Consider the following 22120-nt stretch of genomic DNA (forward strand, 5'->3'; position numbering starts at 1 on the left):
CCTCCGAGATCCATCGTTTTGATCTCCGAGCGTTAGCGACGTTGTTAAAAAAAGGTCCAAAGCTGCATGCGGACCAGGGTACCAGTTTCGCCCGCGACATAGCCCGTGCGAGATTGTTCGGCGGGTGAGTCGCGGACGTCGGTCACGTCGAGAGTCAGCCGGGCGGATCGCTTTTCAAAGAGATGCCAATTCAAACCGGCTGCGACTTCGCTGCCGGTACCGAAGTTTCCGGTCACGGCCGAGCCTCTTGCAAACAGTTCCAGTTTCTTGGGGATCACAAACGCTCCCCCTTGGACATAGAATCCGTTGTCAAAGAGGGAGTCCAATTCCGCACCACCAGTGCCTTCGATGTTTCGCAGCCATCGCATAAAGACCTCGCTGCTGAGACTGTAGCCTTGTTTCTTTAGTCCGAGGTGGACGGTGTATAGCCACACGTCAAACGCGTTGACGGTGACACCGGGGGCCAGTGCATTGGGCTCAATCAGTCGCGTGCCGTCACTCAAACGCACCACGGTTTGTTCGGCGCCCGATTGGTCACTCGAAGTGCTGTCGTTTCGAGTTTGCGTTAATCCGTGACCGATGCGGATGGCCAAGTCTTGGTGGTATTCTTGGTCCGAGAAACCGACGCCAAAATCGCCCAGTGGTTCCCACCAAGCGAGACCGGAATAGACAAAGTTCGTATCGAGATCCGCCGACCGCAATGTCAACGTGTTCAGGCCGTTGCCCACAAAAACCGTATACGAAAGCGAATCGCCTAGCTTGCCGATTCCCCACATTCCGGCACTAATCGAAGGCCGGAAAAATGTGGTCGCCAACGTCCGGTCCGCCCCCAGTGTGTAGCGCGACGTTTGCTGCCACTCCCAGGTGCCGGGAACCTTTCCCAATCCCATGTAGAGCGTAAACGTGTCACTATGGCGGAACGAAATCCATGTCAACAACGGCTGAATGGAACTCGAGGCGACGGTGCTGTAATCAATGTTGGCGTAGAACCCCAAGTCCTTGTCCAGTGCGTACCCGGAAAAGACCAAGCGACCGCGGTTGACATTAAAGTCGTTGCGGTTGGGGATTGTGCGAACGTTTCCCGCAGCGTCGATCGAGGTGTCGTTGTCGCGACTGAATCCAGTGTAGCGGAACTGGTTGTGTAAACCGATTGTCAATTCAAACGGCGTCTTCTCGGAGTCATACGGTCGCAACGTCCATCCGGTATCGTAGATGGGATAATGGGACGGATGCTCGGTTACTGGTGCATCAAAACAGATCGTATCGTCGTCTTCGATCAAGCCAGCGGGTTGGCGTTGCTGGAGCTCGAACACGGTTTGCTCAAGCTGCGCGATTCGACGCATTGCGCCCGAAAGCGGCGGATCAGAAGCATGGTCGCTAGCAATGATCGGAGTTAACGAAACTTGCTGTGACTGGGCAGGCGACGCGTAAGTCCATAGAGCGACAAGGGCGAGCATGAGGCTCGGCCAGCGGTGACCGCGAATTGCAAAATGGCCGTACAGACGCCGCATTGCAATGGTTTCCAGGAACCCGTATCGAAAACAGCAGATCACCGGATTGGTCTGCATGTGGTGGGCGCCGGATCGCACGCGCCAGACATGCCGCACCGATTCCGTCCGCCACTCGAGATCGCGTTCTGCAGTCCTCCTTTCTATTTTTCGGCGAAAAAGTCAGCATGATCCGTTAAAACCGGAAAAAAACTCTCGTTCGCAGGCTCCTGACTGGGAACGCACTGCTTCGGAGGCTCCCGCCTCCCTTTTTTCGGCCTCGGTTTTACGTGCTCGGCATACGGAAGCCCATTGCCATCTACTTTGACACCAACCGGGTGGCTCTTATAGCGGACCGGCGCAAGCGGGCTGTTGATTTAGTGAGCCGTGACGCGTGAGCGGCCGGGTTCCACGCATTACCCGGTGCCTTACGGCCCACTTATGCGATTTACATTTCGATTAAATTAACAGCCCGCGAGCCGCCGGTTAAATTTCGATCGTTTCAGTCGCTACAACCGGGCGGCATTAATCGGGAGCCTGCAGTGCATTGGGTTCCAAGGCAAGAACACTGGAACCAAGGTCACGCTAGCAATCCCTCGATCACTTTGGCGGGTTGGCCGTCGATCAGAGTTTGCTCGCGGCCGTTCTGTTCGTAAGTCAGTTGCTCAGCATCGATACCAAACAGATGCAACAACGTGGCGTGATAGTCAAAATGGTTGACGGTATCGCTCACCGCGTGATGGCCAAATTCGTCGGTCGCTCCGTAGATACCGGCGCGGAAACCACCGCCAGCGACCCACATTGAAAAACCATCGGTGTTGTGATCGCGACCGATGTTGGCCTCGTTTTGGATCACCGGCAAGCGTCCCATTTCACCACCCCAGTGAACAACGGTGGTGTCTAGTAGTCCGCGCTGTTTTAGGTCTTTCACCAGCGCGGCCGCGGGCTTGTCGATTTTGCGGCACGATGCGGGCAACCCTTTTGCGATCGCGCCGTGATGGTCCCAGTATTGGTTTTTGGTGAACAGCTGCACAAAGCGAACGCCACGCTCGATCAAGCGGCGAGCGATCAAGCACCGCTCTCCAAACTCTTTCGTTTCGGGCTCGTTAATTCCGTACATCTCGTGCATCGTTTTGGATTCACGACTGAGATCGGTTGCTTCGTCGGCAGCAAACTGCATCCGTTCCGCCAATTCATAGTTGGCGATGCGTGCTTGCAATTCATGTTCACCGGTTCGCCGCTGAGCATGTCGCTTGTTCAGCGACGCCAGCAGACCCAAATAGTTTTCTTGAATCTCGCCATCCAAATGCGGCGGAGGCTGCAGATTCAAAATTCGCGGCTCGACCGGCCGAATCACCGTGCCTTGAAACAGTGACGGCAGCCAGCCGTTGGACCAGTTCAAGACGCCTTCGACTGGCAGCCCTTGTGGATCGGTCATGGCGATGTAGGCCGGCAAACTTTGACTCTCGGCGCCCAAGGCGTACGTCAACCAGCTGCCCAGTGCGGGCCGCCCCTTCAGCGGCCGTCCCCCGTTCATCGCATGGATCGATTGCCCATGGTTGTTGACGCCGGTATGCATTGACCGGATCACCAACGCGTCGTCGGTGATCGTGGAGAAGTGCGGCAGCAGTTCAGACACATCCGTGCCATGCTCACCGTACTTTTTGAATTTCCAGGGCGAGCCAAAAATTTTCGAGCTTGCCTGAGCCGCATTGTCGTACTTGATTTTTCCCGGGAACTTTTGCAGGTGCATCTTGTTGAGTAGCGGTTTCGGGTCAAGCAGATCGATCTGGCTCGGCCCGCCCTGCATGAACATCGAAATCATCGCCGTGGCGCGAGGGGCAATCGGCGGCGTCTTAGGCTTCAAATCAAATCCATGCGTTCCCATTTGCGGTTTCTTAGGCTCGGCACTCGCGTGTTCGGCCATCATGCACGCCAGAGCGAGTGGGCCGCCACGCATCATCGAGGATGCCAGGAAGTGTCGCCGAGTCGAACGTCTTTGCGAGTCGTATGAGGTCATGGCATTTCGATGAATGTGGGAAGTCGGTTAGCGATTTGTGCTCAAATTTGCGTCGCGGTAGTCGTCAAGACTTTCGAGAAGTGCTAAGGACGTTCAGAACAATAAATGGCGGGCGGTAGTGGACGAGGCTACGAGTCCTGCAGCTGCACTGAGCCAAAAGGACTCGTTGCCTCGTCCACTACGGAAGACGCCGCCAGTTATTCTTCCGACGGTCCTAATCGACGTATAAAAACTCATTCGTACTAAACATGGCTTGGCAGGCACTCGCCAGCGCCAATCGGTGGGCGGCAGCAGGAGTCAGTTTTGAGTTGCGAGCTCGAAACGCGGCAGTTTGCTTCTCGACAAACTCCATCATCTCGACCAGGACGGTATTTTCGATCGAGTTGCCGAAGCATTGTTTCCAAGCTTGCGATATCTGCTGCGCTGGATCGTCGTCCGCGCGAATCATTTGATCGGCGAGTCGCTCGGCATGGTCAATCGCAAATTGGCTGTTCATCATCAGCAGCGATTGAGGGGCGACATTCGAAAAATTACGTTCGGTGCAGTTAGGGGACACGGTCGCAATGTCGAATGTTTCCAAGACCGCCAAGGGACGGCTGCGGCGGACTTGAACATAGACACTTCGTCGTGACACTCCCTCGAAATCGTTGTCTTCACCCGTCGGTTTGCGTTCGCCGTCAAGCTTTTCTTTGCCCAGCACGATTTGCCCTACCGCGTCCTCTTTGACGGGCACAGGTGGACCATGCATCTCGCTTGTCATGACGCCGGTTGCGGCAATCATCGCGTCGCGGATCGCTTCGGACTCCAATCGGCGAATTGACATTCTCGCATACAGCCGATTGTCGGGATCGATGCGATCAAGCTTTTCGGTGCGATGTGATCCTTGGGTGTAGGTGGTCGATAACATCATCATGCGGTGCATCCGTTTCATTTTCCAACCGCCACGCATCAAGTCATCCGCAAGCCAATCGAGTAATTCGGGATGCGTCGGCTCCGAGCCCAATCGTCCAAAATCACCAGGCGAGTCGACGATGCCGCGACCAAAATGGTGGAGCCACATACGATTGATTAACACCCGAGCCAACAACGGATGTTTGCCGCTGGTTAGATGCCGTGCGTAGGCGAGTCGTCGTCCTGTGGTCGAACGATCGGGATCATTGGCTTCGATCTGCACCGGCGTAAACGATTGCAGAACTGTCAGTTCACCGGGGCCGACGGTTTGACCTAACTGGTTGTGATCGCCACGAATGAATAGGTGGGACTCGGGCGTATGATTGACGGGTTCGGTCAACACACGCAAAAAGTTTTCTTTGGGAGCGGTGCTGCGGATTTCGGCGATTTCACTCTGCAGGTCGGCGAGTTCTTTTTTCGAATCGAGTTTTCGACAAATCGCCGCAGCTTCGCGATACCGCTGGATTTCGGCAAAGCCCGTGGGATGATGCTGTTCGAGCGATATCGCAGTGACAACAACGTCGGGGGACTCGGCCGCGATTTTTTTCTGTGCTTCGGCGATGTAACGGGCTTCGCGTTCGGCCGCCGCTTTTTCGATATCATTGGCTCGGCGCGCTCGCTGTTGCGAGTACAGGTACAGTGATCCAGCCGAGATGCTGGCGACGCTTGGGTACTCGGCCAGCAACGCGACCTGCTCAGCAGTCCGTTTTGCTTTCTCGGTTTGGTAGGCTGCTTTTAACGGCTCTCGTTTTTCATCGGGAACAACCAGCAGTTCTTCGTACAGCGTTCGATCGAGATGCTCTTGTTGGCGCCGCGTGCGTGCTGCTGTCGCTTCGTTGGCTCGTGCTTCGACTGCGGCACGGGCTTGCTTGTCCGCCTCGGTGTAGAGTGAGATCCGTCGTTGCAGCGGAGTTTTCCATTTCTTCCAATCCAGCGCAGGTTCGAAGATGGCTCGCAGACGATGGTAGTCCGCTTGGCTGATCGGATCGTAACGATGGTCGTGGCAACGGGCACAGCCGACCGTCAGCCCCAACAGTGATGTCGAAACAATGTCGATGGTGTCCGCGATCGTCGAGTTGATAGCGAGGTCCCGTTCCGGTCCCCCGGCGGCTGTCCCATCAGGTGCCATCCTGAGGAACCCGGTCGCCGCGAGTTGGGCAATCCGCTGCGGTGTTAACTCGCCTGATCCGCCTGCCTCATCAACCAACTCGTCGCCCGCCAACTGCTCGACAACGAATTGGTCTAGCGGTTTGTCATCGTTGAAACTGTCGATCACGTAGTCGCGATAGAAGTAGGCGAACTCTCGCTCGACGTCGGTGTTGGTGTAACCGTCGGAGTCGGCGTAGCCCGCGACGTCCAACCAATGCCGGCCCCAGCGTTCGCCATATCGAGGCGAAGCTAACAATCGGTCGATCAGATTTTCGTAGGCGTTAGGACTAGGGTCATGAACAAATGCTTCGACGCTTTCGGGATCCGGCGGCAATCCCCATAGATCAAATGTCGCTCGGCGAATCAGCGTGTAGCGGTCCGCCGCCTCCGAGAAAGCGAGGCCTTGTGACTCGAGCCGATGCAAGACAAACGCATCGATCGGCGTGGCAACGCGCGAGGAAGCGACCGCGGGAAGTTGCGGACGGGATATCGGCTGGAACGACCAGAAGGCCCGTTCCTCTTCGGTGATGTAGTCGCCTGCGTCGAGCGATTCAGGTTCTTCGCGAGCGGTTTTGGCTCCTTGCTGAATCCATTCACGCAGCGTCGCGATATCGCCGTCGGATAGGTTTTTGTCACCCGGGGGCATATCGCCTGAGGTGACTCGGTCTAGCAGTAGCGATTCGTCTGGGTTGCCCGCCACAATCGCTTCGCCTGAATCGCCGCCCGCGACAATCCAGTGCCGAAGTCGCACGTCGAGTTCCGCCTCTTTGACGCCACTTTCACCGTGGCAGTGAAAACAGTGTGCCTTCAAGATTGGCCGAACATCTTTTTCGAACGTCAGCGGCGATGCCGAGTAGCCTAGCGTAGGACCGATGCCCGTGAGGACGACGAACAGCGCAAGCGAGCGAATGGCGTTCATAGTATGGCGCGGGGGTGGGATGTAGCGGCAGGAGGCAGGTGGGAACCCCAATCATAAACGAAATCACCGCGTCGCAGGACAGGAATCTAAGTCTATGGATTGAGGAAAATCCAAGAAATCCGCGTACCGCCGCTTACGCAACAGGCCATTCGGCCTGCCAAATTGATATTCGGCATGTATCTGCAGTTACCTCTCCACCGACGAAGGAGCATGCTGAAGTAGTCTATTTCAAATGCCTGTCATGATGCCCGCTTTCACCGTGACAGCGGTAGCGAGTCACCTCTCCCGGCGAAGCTGGGAGAGGTCCAGCGGGCCCCTTAGGCCTTGTTCGGGTGAGGGCCGACCGCGCAACTTAGCGTGAAGTGGAACTCAACTTGCTCGGACGCCCTCACCCGAGCATCGCTGTGGGCTCTGCTCGACCTCTCCCCTGTCAGTCACCTCTCCCGAGCGTTAGCTTGGGAGAGGTCCAGCGGGCCCTTTAGGCCTCGTTCGGGTGAGGGCCGACCGCGCAACTTAGCGTGAAGTGGAACTCAACTTGCTCGGACGCCCTCACCCGAGCATCGCTGAAGGCTCTGCTCGACCTCTCCCAAACTGCGTTCGGGAGAGGTGACAGGAAAACGGCGCAACCAAAAATCCCAACAAGCCCAACGTTTTAGTCGTTCAGGCTGACAAACTCAAAAGACACCTGCCTACCTGTTTATTCGCTGCCGGATGGCTCAAATCCCATGCGATACAGTCGCTGGGATGCTTTGATCGCGTCTGCGTTGGCGGGGTCTGCTACGACGTTGACCATTTCAAGTGGATCGACTTCGTGATCGTACAATTCCGAAGCGACGATGTTATTGGTTTCCCAATCACGCCACTCGGTGTAGCGGTATCGCGCGGTCCGCACCGACCGGCCCATGACCGCGGGGGCGTCTTTATAATACGCCGGACGCGGATGCTGAGTGTAAGCGGCTTGTTTCACCGTGGCGGCGGGATCCTCGAGAATGGGAACCAGACTGACGCCTTCGACGCCATCGAGCTTGGGAAGTCCGGCCAATTCGGTCAGCGTCGGAGCCATATCGATCAACTCGGCCAGCGAGTCCGTCTTGGTACCGCGATTCTGCATTTCGGGAGCCGAAAAGATCATTGGCACGGCGGCATCGAGTTCGAAATTCGACGTCTTGGCCCACAACGTTTGCTCGCCCAGATGGAAACCATGGTCGGACCAGAACACGACGATCGTATTGTCACGCATTTTCAGTGCATCCAATTCGTCGAGCACGCGCCCCACTTGCGCGTCCAGATAGCTGATCGCAGCCAAGTAGCCATGTCGCATCTCCATCACTGCGTCATCGGTGAGCTTGCGAGGGTTCTTCCCCCCCACGATTTCTTGGCTGTTGTGCCATGCAATCCGCGGAGCGTCTTTGGGCCACGCTGGATTCGGGGGCGGCGACAAGGCGTCGCGGTCATACATGTCCCAGTATTTTTTGGGCGCATTAAAGGGCGAGTGCGGCTTCCAAAAACCGACCGCGAGAAAGAACGGTTTGTCACTCGTTTTGCGTTCTCGCAACGCGTCAATCGCCATCGACGCAATGCGGCCGTCGAAGTAGGCGTCGTCGGGAACGTCGCGGCATTCGCACTTAATGTCTTTGGCTAGATTCGGGGGAAGCTCGCCATCGACAATCGGTTTGTCCGAACTGTGCGTGGCAAAGTGCATCACGGCAGGGACGCTCCACGATGCGGGATCCCCTTTCAGATCGTGAACCCAATTGTGATAGATCTTGCCAATGTTTTGCGTGAAGTAGCCATGGCTCATAAAGTGTTGCGGCAGCGTCACAACATCGGGCATTTGATCACGAAAGTGCGTCCCCAAGTTCCATATTTGAAGGGTGTCCGGACGCAGTCCGGTCATCAGTGATGCACGCGACGGATTACACAACGCTTGTTGACAATAGGCGTGAGTGAATAGTCGTCCTTGCTCGGCCAACGCATCGATGTTCGGCGTCAGCACTTCGGGATTGCCCAAGCATCGCAAATCGTTGCGAAGGTCGTCGGCAGCGATAAACAGCACATTGGGACGCTCTGCCGCACGAGCCACCAACGCTGGAAATGACAGACATGCGACCAGAAAGAAAACATAGTATTTCATCAACAATTACCTAACCTAACCTAACCTAACCTTTGTATTTATTTGCTACTGTCTTTACTCATCAGACGGTGAAGCGGGGATCACAGGCAACACAATCCGGCTCGGCCGTGAAGCATCGTGGTAAATGGTTTGCGTGGCAACCTTGGTCGTTCGATGTCGGTTGAGCGGTTCACCCGTGTTGGGATTCACGTCGAAACGAGGAAAGTTGGAACTCGAAATGTCGACCCGAATTCGATGTCCTTTTTTGAACACGTTCGATGTCGGGTACAGCTTGATAGTGAACTCATACGTTTCTCCCGGAGTCATCATCACTTCCTTGGTCAGCGACTCACGAAAACGGGCTCGCACAATGCCGTCACCAATATTCAAATCAAAACCGCCTGGCCAATCCGCTGACGGAGGATAGACGTCGATCAACTTGGCAGTGAAGTCGGTGTCGATGGCCGAGCTCGAGGCGAACAATCGCACTTCGATTTCTCCGGTGACCTCGACATCCTGTTCAAGGGGTTCGCTCTGAAACACAAGCACATCAGCACGAGCGGACAGCGGGATGGGGTCTTTGAAATTCCAAAGATGGGGTCCCCCTTTCTGGTTCCAAGCTCCTTGCAACATGATGTCGTCACTGGAGGAGAGATTGCCACCAATATTCGGAACCGGATTCTTCGGGTCAAAGTCATATTGTGTGGTTGCCTGCTCGATTTTTGGCATTGTCGTTGACAATCCACCGCCAGACTGCAGATAGAATTCGGTGTACTCGGTTCTCGCCAGCGGCCATTCCAGTTCGTTGCGCCAAAATCCACCGTGTTGCAAACGGCCTTGCTCATCTTTGCTGCCGTCACCGGTTCCCATCACAAAGATGCGTACGGGAGTCTTGAATGGATCCGCCTTGCCAACCGAATTATCGATCCCTTTCATCCAGTGGTCATACCACTCTTTGCGCCACGCCCATTGATCGCTGATGGCGGCGTCTTTGCCAAAGTTGACTTGCCCGTGAGCGTGACCGGTTTGCTTGCCATGGATCCACGGTCCCATGATCATATAGACCGGACCTTTGATCGCCGAATTCAGAGCCATAAAGGTGGCGGTGTTATTCCCGCCCCATGAATCGTACCAACCCGACACCAGATAAACGGGAATGTCTTTGTATTTTTCAGGTGCATCGACGATGTTGTTTTGAGCCCAAAATTCGTCGTTGGGGCCATGTTCCATCGCTGAGATTAGCCAATCTTCGTATTCAGGGGAAAGCCGTAGGGGCGTCATCCCACGTCGCGTGGGCAGATTCTCGAGGTAGGCAAATCTCTGGTCCGCCATCTCACGCAGTACCTCGGCGGTAGCAGGATTCTTACCCGCGCGACTACCTCGACCGGCATTCAGAAATATCCAGTTCCAAAACCGCAGTTCAAAGGCACCGGCATTGCGGATACTTTGACGGCCCATGTTTGCCATCGCATCGACGGGGATCACGGTCGTTAATTCCGGGGCTCCGGCAATCGCCATCGCGTGCTGAGTACCGCCAAAGTACGAAGTGCCGATCATGCCGATCTTTCCGTTGGACCAGGGTTGTTGACCTATCCATGCGGCACAATCCACTCCGTCGGGTCCGTCGTCGGTAAGCATGTGCCAGACGCCTTCGGAGTTATAACGCCCACGCGTGTCCTGGGCGACAAACACGTAGCCATGGGTGGCATAGTAGGCGCCCATCGACTTGGAACCGGCTTTGTTGTAGGGCAACCGTGACAAGATGACCGGTAACGCCTCGTCCAGCGGTTGGTCCCCAACAGCGGGCCGGTAGACGTCAGTTGCCAATCGCACTCCGTCACGCATCGGAACCATCACGTCACGTTGGACAACATAGTCGGCCGCAGCACTGAAGGATCCGCTGGCGATCACCAGCACGATCAAAAATGCCCAGCGAGATTGTCTTCGTACTACCGCATTGTATGGAGTCATGTCTTGCTTCTGTTGTTGAGTACCCAACAGCGGGCGTGCATTTTGTTTTGAATCGGAGTGCCCGGCATCGGTTGCTCCCCAACCAACCAGGGAATCACGCGGCCAACCACGGAATCACCGGGCGACTAATTCTATAGAGTATAGTCGATCGTGAACGACCGGTGTCCCGGCACGTGTCTATTGAGGTTGGTGCTTTTTCACAACCCGACGCGTAAGTTTTGAAGTTGCGTTTTTCAGCCACGGTAGTGGCGGCAGCATGTAGCCTGGGGCGTAAGCCCCAGGAAAACGAAGAAAACAATGATCCGAAGCCCCGGAGGGGCGACAGAAAGCGAAATGATCGATCGCTGCCGCCCCTCCGGGGCTATAATAACGTTTGGCTCCGGAAATCCTGGGGCTTACGCCCCAGGCTAAATGCTGTCGTGCCTCCGGCACTTTAAAATATTCGCAACTTCAAAACGCGGAAGCGAGGGTATATCGATCTTGATACGGTCCCTCGCTCACGCTTCGGGTTGTGATTTGTGTATGTTCACTGACTCACATTGGCCGTTTCGGCTTGGCGTTGTCGCAATCGCTTGCCAAGGTATTTCGCCGTTTCGTCGGCAATCACGTTGTATCCCGCCAGATTGGGGTGACGGTCGGAATACCACCCAGGCAAATCGCCGAGAATGGGATCGAGCTCGTTGTCCATCACTTCCACGCTGGGGCCGTGAATAAACGGCTGGACCAATGGATGATATTGAGCGGGAACTTTGGCGAGCGGGTAACGGCGATAATTCAGCGAGTTCACGCCCTTGCTCAACTCTGCAGCGTAACGCGGGTAGATATCGAAGACTTCCAGATTCTCTGCCGCGGCGGCTTGACGAACCAAGTCGTTGATCTGATCGCTCGCCTCTTCACTGGAAAACGGAATCACGGTCATCGGAATCAGTTCGGCAGACGGATGATCGTGGCGTAACCGATCGCACAATTCGGCAAAGTGTTTGGGGAAATTCTCGACAAAGTTCTCAATCTTTGCACGGTCATTCAAGCCATACCGAATGAAGATGTAATCGATTCCAGGCAATTTTGAGGCGTCGCGATCATAGCGGCCTGAATCGAGCAGTCGGCGAATCGTTTCACCGCTCTGGCTTGAATTGATAACATGACATGCGGGCAGGTCTGCATCCGCCGCCAACAATTGTTCCAGGACCGTTTCTAAATGAGGGCCTTCCGGCTTTAGTCGCCGCGGCACACTGCCCTCGGTGGTGCTGTCGCCGAGCAACAAAATTTGCAGCTTGCCCTCATGCTCGGCTTGAACACGAGACGGGGACGCGATGATCGCTATGACGAGGGCAAGGGTACCAAGACGAGCGACGAGCGGCTTCAGTCGGAATTGATTCATCGGTGGTTATCCTGTGTTAGACCTATCTATTTGCGTAGCGAAACTCGTCAAACGGCTTGTTGATTTAGTGAGCCGTGACGCGTCAGCGGCGGGGTCCCACGCGCTACCCGGTACCTTACGGCCCACGGCTCACCGTTGCGATTTGCATTTGGATTAAATCAACAAGCCGTCAAGAGTTTCGACCTGTTCAGCGATTGACGAAAGTCTTGACGACTTCCGCTACGGGGCATCCCGACACTTACTGTTCCGGCGTTGCTTAGCTGATAATTTCGCGGACGACGCGTGCCGGTCGGCCTGCGGTGATGATTTGTTGTTGGTTGCGGTGAGGAAAGGCGACTTGCTCGTAATCCAAACCAAACAAATGCATCACGGTCGCTTGGAAATCGTTCGGAGTGACAATGTTTTCAACCGCATGGTGCCCAAAAACGTCAGTTTTACCGAACGTCATGCCGCCACGAACGCCGCCGCCCGCCATCCAAATGCTGAATCCCTGACCATTGTGGTCGCGTCCCGCCTTTTCCGGCGAGCCCTGTTCTTGCGTGACTGGCAGCCGGCCGATTTCGCCGCCCCAGTGAACGAGCGTTTCGTCCAGCATGCCACGTTGCCGCAGATCCGCGACCAAGGCCGCGACCGGCTGGTCGGTCTTTCGGCAAATCGACGCGAGCCCCGATTTCAGATTGCTGTGGTTGTCCCAAGGCTGATTGTGGTGAAACAGTTGCACAAAGCGAACGCCTCGCTCGACCAATCGCCGTGCCAATAAACAGCGGGTGCCGTATTCACGTGTCTCGGGTTGATCCAACCCGTACATCTTGTGTGTCGCCGCGGTCTCTTGTGAAATGTCTAACGCATCACTGGCTGCGGTTTGCATCCGAGCCGCTAACTCGTAGCTGGCGATCCTTGCCTCGAGGTCCGATTCGCCCGGATGTGACTGCAAGTGTTGGCGGTTGAGTGTTTGCAAGAAGTCCAGGTTTTGACGTTGGAATTCGCCCGACAGATGCGTTGGGGGTTGCAGATTGAAGATTCGCGGCTCTTTCGGACGCAGCACCGTTCCTTGGAACAGCGAAGGCATAAATCCATTGCTCCAATTGGTCGCTCCATCAACAGGATGACCGCCGGGATCGGCTAACACCATAAACGCGGGCAAATCCTGTGATTCGCTGCCGAGTGCATACGTCAACCACGATCCGAACGTCGGACGACCTAACACCGCGGGAATGCCGCTGTGAAAATAGCGGATGTTGACTTCATGCCCATTCGCCCCGGTACGCATGCTGCGAATCAAGCAGATATCGTCGACAACCTCCGCAGTGTGCGGTAGCAATTCGGACAACTCCGTTCCGCATTGGCCATGAGGCTGAAACCGGTACGGACTGCCGAGCAGTTTTTTGCTGGCTTCATTGACAAACGAAAACTGAATGTCGCCTGAATAATCGGTCCCGTCATATTTGCTAAGCTCGGGCTTCGGATCGGTCAAATCCATATGCGATGGCCCGCCGTGCTGGAACAGCGAGATCATCGCCTTGGCTCGCGGCGTGAAGTGAGGCGAGCGAGGAAGCATGTCGTTGTGCTGTACCTCCTTTAACACCGGAGGTTTTGCTGACGCATCTTCCTGAGTCAACATCCATTGCAATGCCAATGCTCCTACACCCATGCCGGTGTTCTGCAAGAATTGACGCCGCGAATTGGTGGGAGGGTGGGGATTCATGATGGGCCGATATTCGTAATCATTCGATGTAAATGAATTCGTTGGAATTGAGCAGCATTTGACAGAGATTGACGAGCACTTGTTTCGCAGGGGTGCTTCCCTGCATGACACCTTGGCGATCTTTTGCCATCTGTGCGAGTTGGGTGCCGGCAAATGCGAGCGTCATGCGAAGTTCATCCTCGCTCGGCGAACGCGATAATATGAGTTCCCAGGCCGCGATGATCTGTGCGGGTAAACGTGATAAGTCGTCGGCGGGACCGTGGAAATCAGCGATCGAATCATTGACGACCGCCGCTCCGTCCCGCGGCGTGAATGTCACTTTTGCCCCCCAGCTGAACGAGTCCGACGTTTCATGTGCGATGCAGTCGACGACGAGATCGATAGCGTCGCCCGCCTCCACGGAAAACGCCGCGACGGAGGTAGCGGTCGAACTGTGAAAAGCGTTCCAAGTACCCAGTTGTCCGGTTTTGGCGAAGACGCGTCCGCGAACTCCATCGCCGTTCTGGCTGCTATGTTGCAGTGTTCCCGAAATACTGACCTGCCCATCGGCCGGTGCAATCCAGCGGCGAATCGCCGGGTGTTTCGGATTGCCTGGATGGCCACCTTGCGCGGTCAAAAGCACCCAGCCGATCGTCGGGTCGGGGACGTTCACACCGCCTTGCCACTGTGTACCCGTGAAATGAGCGAGCGGATGAAAATCACGAAGCATCCCCGCGGCGTCATCGACCACCCCGGTGCCGTACGTCCACGTCGGTGGCGGCAATTCGGGCAACCATGAAGCGAGTGCCGGGATGTCGGCTTCTCGCGCGGGCTTCCCTTCCGATTGGTTCGCCTGATCGTCGGCAATCGTTCGCTCGGCAACCTTGTTTGCTTGTTCTAAAATAAATTCGCCGTTTAACATCATCAACGATTGCGGGGCCGCAGTTGATACGGTTCTCGCATCACAGTTGACGCTCATCACTGGGGCGTCAAATGTTTGTAGCATGCCCACCGGTTGGCTCCGTCGGACTTGTACATAGACACTGCGCCGCGGTTGCTGTGCGTTGACACGAACCTGGCCGGTTTCATCCTCAGCGATAGCGACCGGGGGACCAAACGGTTTGGTGTCGAGCATGCCAGACACGGCTAGAATCGAATCACGAAGGATCTCGGCGTCGACACGTTGCAGTGATTTACGCCAATAGAAATGGTTTTCGGCGTCGATTGCTTCGCGGGCTGGATCACGGAAAGAGGATTGACGCCAAGCGGTGGACGTCAAAATTTGGCGGTGCAAATGTTTCAGACTCCAACCGTGCTCGACAAAGTCGCTGGCTAACCAATCAAGCAACTGCAGGTTCGACGGATCGTCACCGAGACGTCCAAAATCGCCGGGAGTCGAAACGATGCCGCGACCAAAGTGGTGCATCCAAATTCGATTGACGATCGCGCGTGCGGTCAACGGATTGCTGCGGTCCGTCAACCATTGCGAGAATGCAAGTCGACGTCCGGTGGTGGGCAAATTCGGATCGTCGATGGGGAACTCGACTCGCGTTCCTTCGGATGCCGTAACCGTCAGCGCCGCAGGACGAATTTCTTGTTTCGGTTGGTTGAAGTCGCCACGATGAAACAGATGCGTCACCGGAACATGATTCGCGGGTTCGACTAACGCATGAATGAATTCCTCTTTGGGCTTCTTGGCACGCATTTCGGCGATCTTGGCATCGTAGCCTTTCAGTTCTTCGGCGGCTTTCGGACGGTATTGGTACAGCACCCCGGGGGTGACGTTGATCTGCGGATGGCGGGCGAGCAATTTGGTTTGTTCCGCAGTCCGCTGGGCGGCCGTTGTTTCATACGCCGTCCGCAACTCGGTGCGTAACGGTTCTGCGAACTTCAATAGTTCTTCGTCGAATACCTGTTTGATAAATGCCGTCTGTTTCTCTTTCTTCTCAGCCGCTACCGCCTGGACCTCGACTTCGATTGCTGCGGCTTTGGCACGATCTTGTTCGGTCGAGAGCGAGACCAAGCGTTGGGCGGGCGGCTTCCAAGCTTGCCAATCCAAGGCCGGTTCAAAGACGGCCCGCAGTGCAAAGTAGTCGGCGTGCGAAATCGGATCGTAGCGGTGGTCGTGGCACTGGGCACACTGCACGCTCGACCCGAGTAGCGTGCTGCTAATGATTTGCAACGTGTCGGCAATGGTTTTGTTGCGAGCTTCAGGGCTGTTGTCGCCACTTCCCGTGCCATCTGCTGCCATTCGCAAAAAGCCGGTGGCCGTCAGCAACTCAATTTGATCTTCCGTCCAATCGCCATCGGCTGGCCCGGCCAGTTCATCTCCGGCGATTTGTTCTGTAATAAATTGATCAAACGGTTTATCGTCGTTCAAAGATCGGATCACGTAATCACGATAGCGCCACGCCCAATCACGGCCGCTGTCACCGACCGTGTAACCGTCGCTGTCGGCGTACCCGGCGGCGTCCAACCAATGCCGTGCCCACCGCTCGCCGTAGTGAGGTGATCGCAGCAATTCATCGACCAATTGTTCGTACCAATCCACATCAGGGCAATGCGTCCATCGATCGACTTGAGACTTCGTCGCTGGCAATCCGATCAAGTCGTTATACAGACGCTGGATGAGCGTGAATCGATCGGCATCGGGTGAAAGCGTGAGACCCGACGGCATGGCCGCAACGAGCAATGCGTCGATCGGCGTGCGGACGCTGCCGCTTGTTGGAATGACCGGAATCGGCGGCTGCTTGATCGGTTGATAAGCCCAATAGTTTCGTTCTTCTTCGGTGATCGGGATGCCCGGTTCGAGTTGCTCGGGTTCCGTGCGCCGCGTCGCTGCTCCTTGGCGAATCCATTTCTCGAGGACCGCAATCTTGTCGTCCGATACACGCGCTTCGCCTGGTGGCATATCGCCATCGATGATTCGCTCTAGCAGCAAACTTGAGTCGGGATCGCCCGGTACCAAAGCAGTACCCGAGTCGCCACCGGATGCAATGAAGTGGACAAGTCTCAAGTCCAATCCACCTTCGAGCTCTTCGGTCGCTCCGTGGCAATCGAAACAATATTCACGCAGGATTGGGCGAATTTCAGTTTCGAAGTAAATCTTCTCTTCGGCTTTTGTCGATCCGCCCGAGACCAGTAAGCCAATCACGAGCAGAAGTGACATTCGAGCGACTACCGAACGATTCGGCAGCCAAGACGCCAGCCATGGAAACATGGTGAGATACCGATTCGATAAAGGTGGGATGATCGAGGTGGGGCTGGCCGCTGTGCCGATGCCAGTGATTGCTATTGTGACGCGTTCCGCGGTGAATAGCAACAACATATCGCCTGCCGACGCGAACGCGACTAAGAATCGAAGCGAAACTTGCGCAGTGTTAGATTCTACGTAATGGTAGCGATTTAGCAGGCAATGCTAACGCTAGGCGGCTAAGACGTTGGGCTTGTTGTGAGTTTTGGCTGCGCAAGTTTTCTGCCGGTCTATAGTGCAGTTACCTCTCCACCGACGAAGTTGGGGGAGAGGTCGAGCACGCCCTTTAGGCGTTGCTCGGGTGAGGGGGCGACCGCGCTATCGGCGAGCAGTTCCGGTGCAAACGGCGTTATCGTCGGCGAGTGGCTTGCTCGGTCAGCCCCCTCACCCGAACGTCGCTGAAGGCTCCGTTCGACCTCTCCCCCAACGAAGTTGGTGGAGAGGTGGCAGAAAATCAACGCAACAAAATTCACGACAACACGCAAATTTAGCAGCCAAAGCTAATCCCCAAACGCCTTATATGATTCAGCCCGATGATTTCTGCCTACCTGTTCTAGGCGACGTGACTGATCCACTTTTGAAAGTCCTCGGGATCGACATTGCGGCCGCTCAGCACGACGACAATGTCTACATCACCGCTGATATCGATTTTTCCGGACAACAAAGCGGCGATGGTGCTTGCACCGGATGGTTCGCTGCGGAGTCCATGCTGGGTGTCAATCCACTTCATTGCTTGACACGTTTCGGGGTCGGTTACGCACACCGACGCGGTGACGTGCTCGCGAAGGATAGGCCAATTGTGCTCACCCACATCGTAGGACAACAATCCATCACAGATGCTGTCGGGATGATCCACTCGAACGCGTTTTCCGGCAGCCAGTGACTGAGCAAAGTCGTCGGCTCCGGACGGTTCAACGCCAATGATCTTTGCAGTGGGGAACCCGTCGGCGATCGCCAACGCATGACCCGCCATCAACCCGCCACCGCTGACCGCACAAACGAAATGAGAAACCTCGCGTCCTTGTCGTTTCAGTTCGTCGACGATTTCCAGGCCGCCGACTCCGTTGCCTGAGATCACGTCATTGTCATCGTAAGGCGAAGCCTGGATCGCTTGTTCGTTCTCGGCAATTTCACGTGTCATACGGTCACGTTGGCCGGTTTGATGATCGGTCGACTTGTCGTACGTTCGCACCTCGGCACCAAACGAACGGGTGCGAGCGAACTTGATTTTCGGTGCGTCTTCGGGCATCACGATGATCACTCGCTTGCCGAACGTCATCCCCGCAAACGCCAATCCCGATGCGAAATTGCCGGAGGAGTGGGCTGCGACGGGACGATCACCGATCTGATCCAAATGCTGAGCCATCCAGTTGATTGCGCCTAGCAATTTGAACGATCCGACCGGCGTCCATCCATAATCCTTGATCCAAACCCGGCGACCGGATGCCAATCCGAGTTCCTTTTCCAATGCGTATGAACGAATTAGCGGAGCAGGGGAAAGGTGTTGGCGGATGACTTTTTCAGCGGCGCGTACGTCGGCGATTGTGGCTACGGAAGGCATGGGTGGGGAGCAGTGTGGAGGGAGGAGGCAGGTTAGGCGAAGAAGACTTTTTCAGCAGTTCCTTTCAGTAGCCACTGCTTGTCACTTGCGGACAGGAAATCGATGCGATCGCGTATCAGTGCGATCGAGGCTTCGTAGGTGTGGCCGTCTTCGACTTGAAAGGGACAATCGCTGGCCCACATCAAACGCTCGGGACCAAAGTGCTCGGTGACCTGTTTGATCATCGGTATTAAATCGACATAGGGAGGTTGCTTCTTGCCCAGCGCATAAAAGGCGGACGTTTTGACGTGGGTGTTGGGGAAACGTGCAAGTCGACAGAGTTGGTCAAGCGAGTCTTGCTCGATCTTGCCACTGACTCCGATCCGAGCAAAGTGGTCGACGACAACGGTTGTCTTAGGAAATCGTTTGCACAGCGCATCGACGTACTGAATGTCGTCGGGATTGATTAGCGGACAGACGGCTAAACCTTCGTCCGCAGCAGTCCGCCACAGTTTCTGCATGCCGGGATCGTCCACCCAGTCCTTGGCATCGCCTCTGGAATGCAAGCGGAATCCTCGCATGCCCTTTTGGGCTAGCGACTTCATTTGCTGGACAAGGTCGGGTCGGTGATGATCGATCAGTGCGACTCCGGAAAACACACCAGGATTCGCTTTCATCACGTCCAACATGTAGGAATGGTCGTATTGATAGAAGCTCATTTGAATCAAGACGACCCGCTCGACTCCCGCCGGTCGGCAATGGCTGAATAGTTGCTCGTCGGTAAAGCTTTTGGGAAGCATGTCCGATTTGGAAAAATCTGGACTGATCGGATATTTGTCGGTGTCGGGTGTCCAGACATGAACGTGGGCGTCGATCCATCCCGGCGATGATTTGGGCGAGGTCGCCTCGGCGGGTGAGGCACCGCAGGTTTGCATCGCGGTTGCGGTCGCCGCAGAGGCAATCACGCCACCGACGAAGGTACGTCGAGACAATTTGATGGATGGATCGTTTTTCAATTTCGTATCCTGCGTTTGCGTATTACTTGAATTCGGTTACGAACCGTCGATAGATCTCTGCGGCCTGAACGACTTGGCTGCACTCAATGTACTCGACTGCCGCATGGGCCTGGTCGATGCTTCCGGGGCCCAAAATCATGCTGGGGATGCCAATCGCCCCAAACTTGCTGGCGTCGCTGCAAAACGGCACTCCGATCAAGGCCGCGTCCAATCCCATGTCGCGAAGGACATTTGCCATCGTTTGCACCGCAGGCGAACCAGCATCGGTTTCTAGCGGTCGGTCGCTCAGCATCGGTGGGTGCATGACCACATCCATGCCAGGATGTCCGGCCGCAACCGAATCGATCAGCTGTTGATAATGAGCCAGTACCGTTTCGCGTGTCTCACCAGGCAGCAGTCGGCGATCAATCTCGATTTCGCAGCGGTCGGGTACAAAATTGATTTGCACGCCACCACGAACGATGCCGATATTGCACGTTGCCGGTCCGAGCAGCGGATGAGTGGCCTCAGACAACCGAAGCGTGTCTTTTTGAATCGCGGTGATCACGTGAGCCATGTGCTCGATCGCGTTGACGCCCAGATGCGTCTTTGCCGAGTGTGCTGCCTTGCCGCGAGTTTCGATCTTCCAGCGAACGAGTCCCTTGCTGGCGATCACCGGCATCAAATCCGTTGGCTCGGCGATGATGGCGGCTTCGGCCGTCCAAGGATTTCGAGGTGATGTTTCTTGCTTCAAAATTTGCGGGTCGACTGGACCGGCATCAAGCGAGTCGCACAGCGCAACGACACCTCGGTACGAGAACTCTTCGTCGATGGTGGCAGCGAACAGCACATCGCACTCCGGCGTGATTCCGTCGGCCGCGACGCTGGCGACGGCGTGCATCATCGCCGCCATCCCGCCTTTGGTGTCACATGCGCCCCGGCCGTACATCTTGCCGTCTCGGATTTCCGGGTTCCATGGATCAATCGTCATCCCGATCGTCGAGACGGTGTCCATGTGAGCTTCGAGCACAATTCGCCGCTGCGGATCGCGACCGGGGACGCGAGCGATGACGTTGGGTCGGTCAGGGTAAACGAGTTGCCGCCATGTTTCGATGCCTCGTGTAGCAAAAAACTGCTCCACAAAATCAGCCATCTCGGCCTCGGGAACCCCCGCTTCGTAATTGGGATTGACGCTGTTGATCCGCACCAAATCCGCGAGCGTCTCGAGCACCGGGTGAGTCTCCCGCTCATTCTCACACATGTTTCCTTCACTCATGGTTGTCTCCGGCGAGGTTTGTGATCTTGGGACTCTCCTGTCGCCACTGGATTTCTTCGATCGGGCCGACGATAAACAGATACGCGGCGATACCGAATGCCATCACGATCGCGGCCACGTAAAAGGCCGTTTGATACGATCCCGTTTGCTCGACCGACCAACCCGCGACTAACGGTGAAACCACACCGCCCATGTTGCCAACGCAGTTTTGTATTCCTGTCCAGCTTCCCGCGGCAGGGCCGGCCAATGTTTGTGTCATCGCCCAGACGTTGGCGGTAAACATTCCGAGTGCACAACAACCGCCGGTAATCAACGCGATGCAAACGGTGGCTGAAGATGTTCGTGACGCGGCGATCAATAGTACCGCTGCGATGGCAAGCCCACCAAGGGAGATCGATTTTCGAGCGAACGTGGCCGAGTTGCCTCGTTGAATCAAGCGATCGGCTGCCCAGCCCCAGAACACCGAAGACGCTGCCATTGCCAAGAACGGAAGTGCTGCCGAAACTGCGGTCTCTTTCAAATTCAGATGATGGACGTCCATCAAATAGGATGGCAGCCATGTCAGTAAAAAGTACCAAACGTAGCCTAGCGAAAACATGCCCAGCGAGGTTCCCCAAACAGCACGATGCAGTCCTACTTGTACCAGCGAAGGACGATTCGTTTTCGGTGTTGGCTTGTCAACGTGGTGGTCGTGCCGCGGGCGTGACGGAACATATTTGATCCAAGGCAGCAACCAAAAAATGCTGCCGATGCCGAGGGCGATGAACAGCGCACGCCAACCAAATTGATCGACTAACAGACCGCCAGCCAGAATGCTCAGTGCGGGACCGATTTTGGTGCCCGCGTCGATCAAGGCGTTGGCGGTGCCACGTTTGTGCTCGGGGAAGTTTTCGACGATCAGTCGGGAAATCGCGGGATATGCGGCACTTTCGCCCAGTCCCAATAGTAAGCGGGCCGCCAGTAGTGCGGTGAAACCGCCGACAAATCCGGTCAAGGCGGTTGCGATTGTCCAAATCAAATAGCCGCCCGCGTACACCCATTTCACATCGTATCGATCGACCAACCATCCGGCCGGCAACTGCAATAACGCGTATGACCAGAAGAACACTGACAGCAGCAGTCCCTTCTGAGTCGGCGTCAACGAGAACTCAAGTTCAATCGCCGGAATCGCAACCGATAACGCTCCGCGATCAATGTAGTTGACCAAGATCGAGACGACTAACAACGTTAACAGCACCCAGCGACTGCGGCTGAGCACGGCGGATGGATCGATGCGATTAATGTGAGTGTCGATAGGGATTTCCGATTCGGGATGGGGTGTGGGATAGGCTTCCAGCCCAGGGCTGTAAGGGTATGTTGCTAGGTTAATCCTAGCAGCTTC

12 protein-coding genes are annotated in these 22120 nt (G+C 55.8%); all 12 read right to left on the minus strand.

Annotated elements, in window-relative coordinates:
* Nucleotides 1-44: 44 nt before the first annotated feature.
* Complete coding sequence (locus ABD971_RS32240) at nt 45-1511, minus strand: porin (RefSeq protein ID WP_345327818.1); 1467 nt, start codon at nt 1509-1511, stop codon at nt 45-47.
* Between the two features lie 556 nt (nt 1512-2067).
* The gene (locus ABD971_RS32245; protein WP_345327819.1) at nt 2068-3507 is read right to left on the minus strand and encodes a DUF1501 domain-containing protein; all 1440 of its coding nucleotides are present in this window, start codon (nt 3505-3507) and stop codon (nt 2068-2070) included.
* Nucleotides 3508-3721: 214 nt separating this feature from the next.
* Nucleotides 3722-6526, minus strand: a complete 2805-nt coding sequence (locus ABD971_RS32250) for a DUF1553 domain-containing protein (protein ID WP_345327820.1) — start codon at nt 6524-6526, stop codon at nt 3722-3724.
* 697 nt (nt 6527-7223) lie between these two features.
* A complete protein-coding gene (locus ABD971_RS32255; protein WP_345327821.1) occupies nt 7224-8660 on the minus strand; it encodes a sulfatase in 1437 nt (478 codons plus the stop codon).
* A 54-nt stretch (nt 8661-8714) separates the two neighbouring features.
* Nucleotides 8715-10610 (minus strand): CocE/NonD family hydrolase, encoded by a 1896-nt coding sequence (locus ABD971_RS32260; RefSeq protein WP_345327822.1) that lies wholly within the window; start codon nt 10608-10610, stop codon nt 8715-8717.
* 526 nt (nt 10611-11136) lie between these two features.
* Nucleotides 11137-11991 carry an SGNH/GDSL hydrolase family protein gene (locus ABD971_RS32265; RefSeq protein WP_345327823.1) on the minus strand — a complete coding sequence of 285 codons (855 nt, stop codon included), beginning with the start codon at nt 11989-11991 and terminating at the stop codon, nt 11137-11139.
* 256 nt (nt 11992-12247) lie between these two features.
* Nucleotides 12248-13696 carry a DUF1501 domain-containing protein gene (locus ABD971_RS32270; RefSeq protein ID WP_345327824.1) on the minus strand — a complete coding sequence of 483 codons (1449 nt, stop codon included), beginning with the start codon at nt 13694-13696 and terminating at the stop codon, nt 12248-12250.
* A gap of 19 nt (nt 13697-13715) precedes the next feature.
* Nucleotides 13716-16844, minus strand: a complete 3129-nt coding sequence (locus tag ABD971_RS32275) for a PSD1 and planctomycete cytochrome C domain-containing protein (protein WP_345327825.1) — start codon at nt 16842-16844, stop codon at nt 13716-13718.
* Nucleotides 16845-17481: 637 nt separating this feature from the next.
* A complete protein-coding gene (locus ABD971_RS32280; protein WP_345327826.1) occupies nt 17482-18489 on the minus strand; it encodes a threonine ammonia-lyase in 1008 nt (335 codons plus the stop codon).
* 32 nt (nt 18490-18521) lie between these two features.
* Nucleotides 18522-19484 carry an amidohydrolase family protein gene (locus ABD971_RS32285; RefSeq protein ID WP_345327827.1) on the minus strand — a complete coding sequence of 321 codons (963 nt, stop codon included), beginning with the start codon at nt 19482-19484 and terminating at the stop codon, nt 18522-18524.
* Between the two features lie 22 nt (nt 19485-19506).
* Nucleotides 19507-20739, minus strand: a complete 1233-nt coding sequence (locus ABD971_RS32290; RefSeq protein ID WP_345327828.1) for a M20 family metallopeptidase — start codon at nt 20737-20739, stop codon at nt 19507-19509.
* Nucleotides 20732-22120, minus strand: a 1389-nt coding sequence (locus tag ABD971_RS32295) for an MFS transporter (RefSeq protein ID WP_345327829.1), incomplete at its 5' end; no start/stop codon positions are given. The genes ABD971_RS32290 and ABD971_RS32295, both read right to left, overlap by 8 nt.

This window comes from Novipirellula rosea (assembly GCF_039541335.1).
Lineage (GTDB): Bacteria > Planctomycetota > Planctomycetia > Pirellulales > Pirellulaceae > Novipirellula > Novipirellula rosea.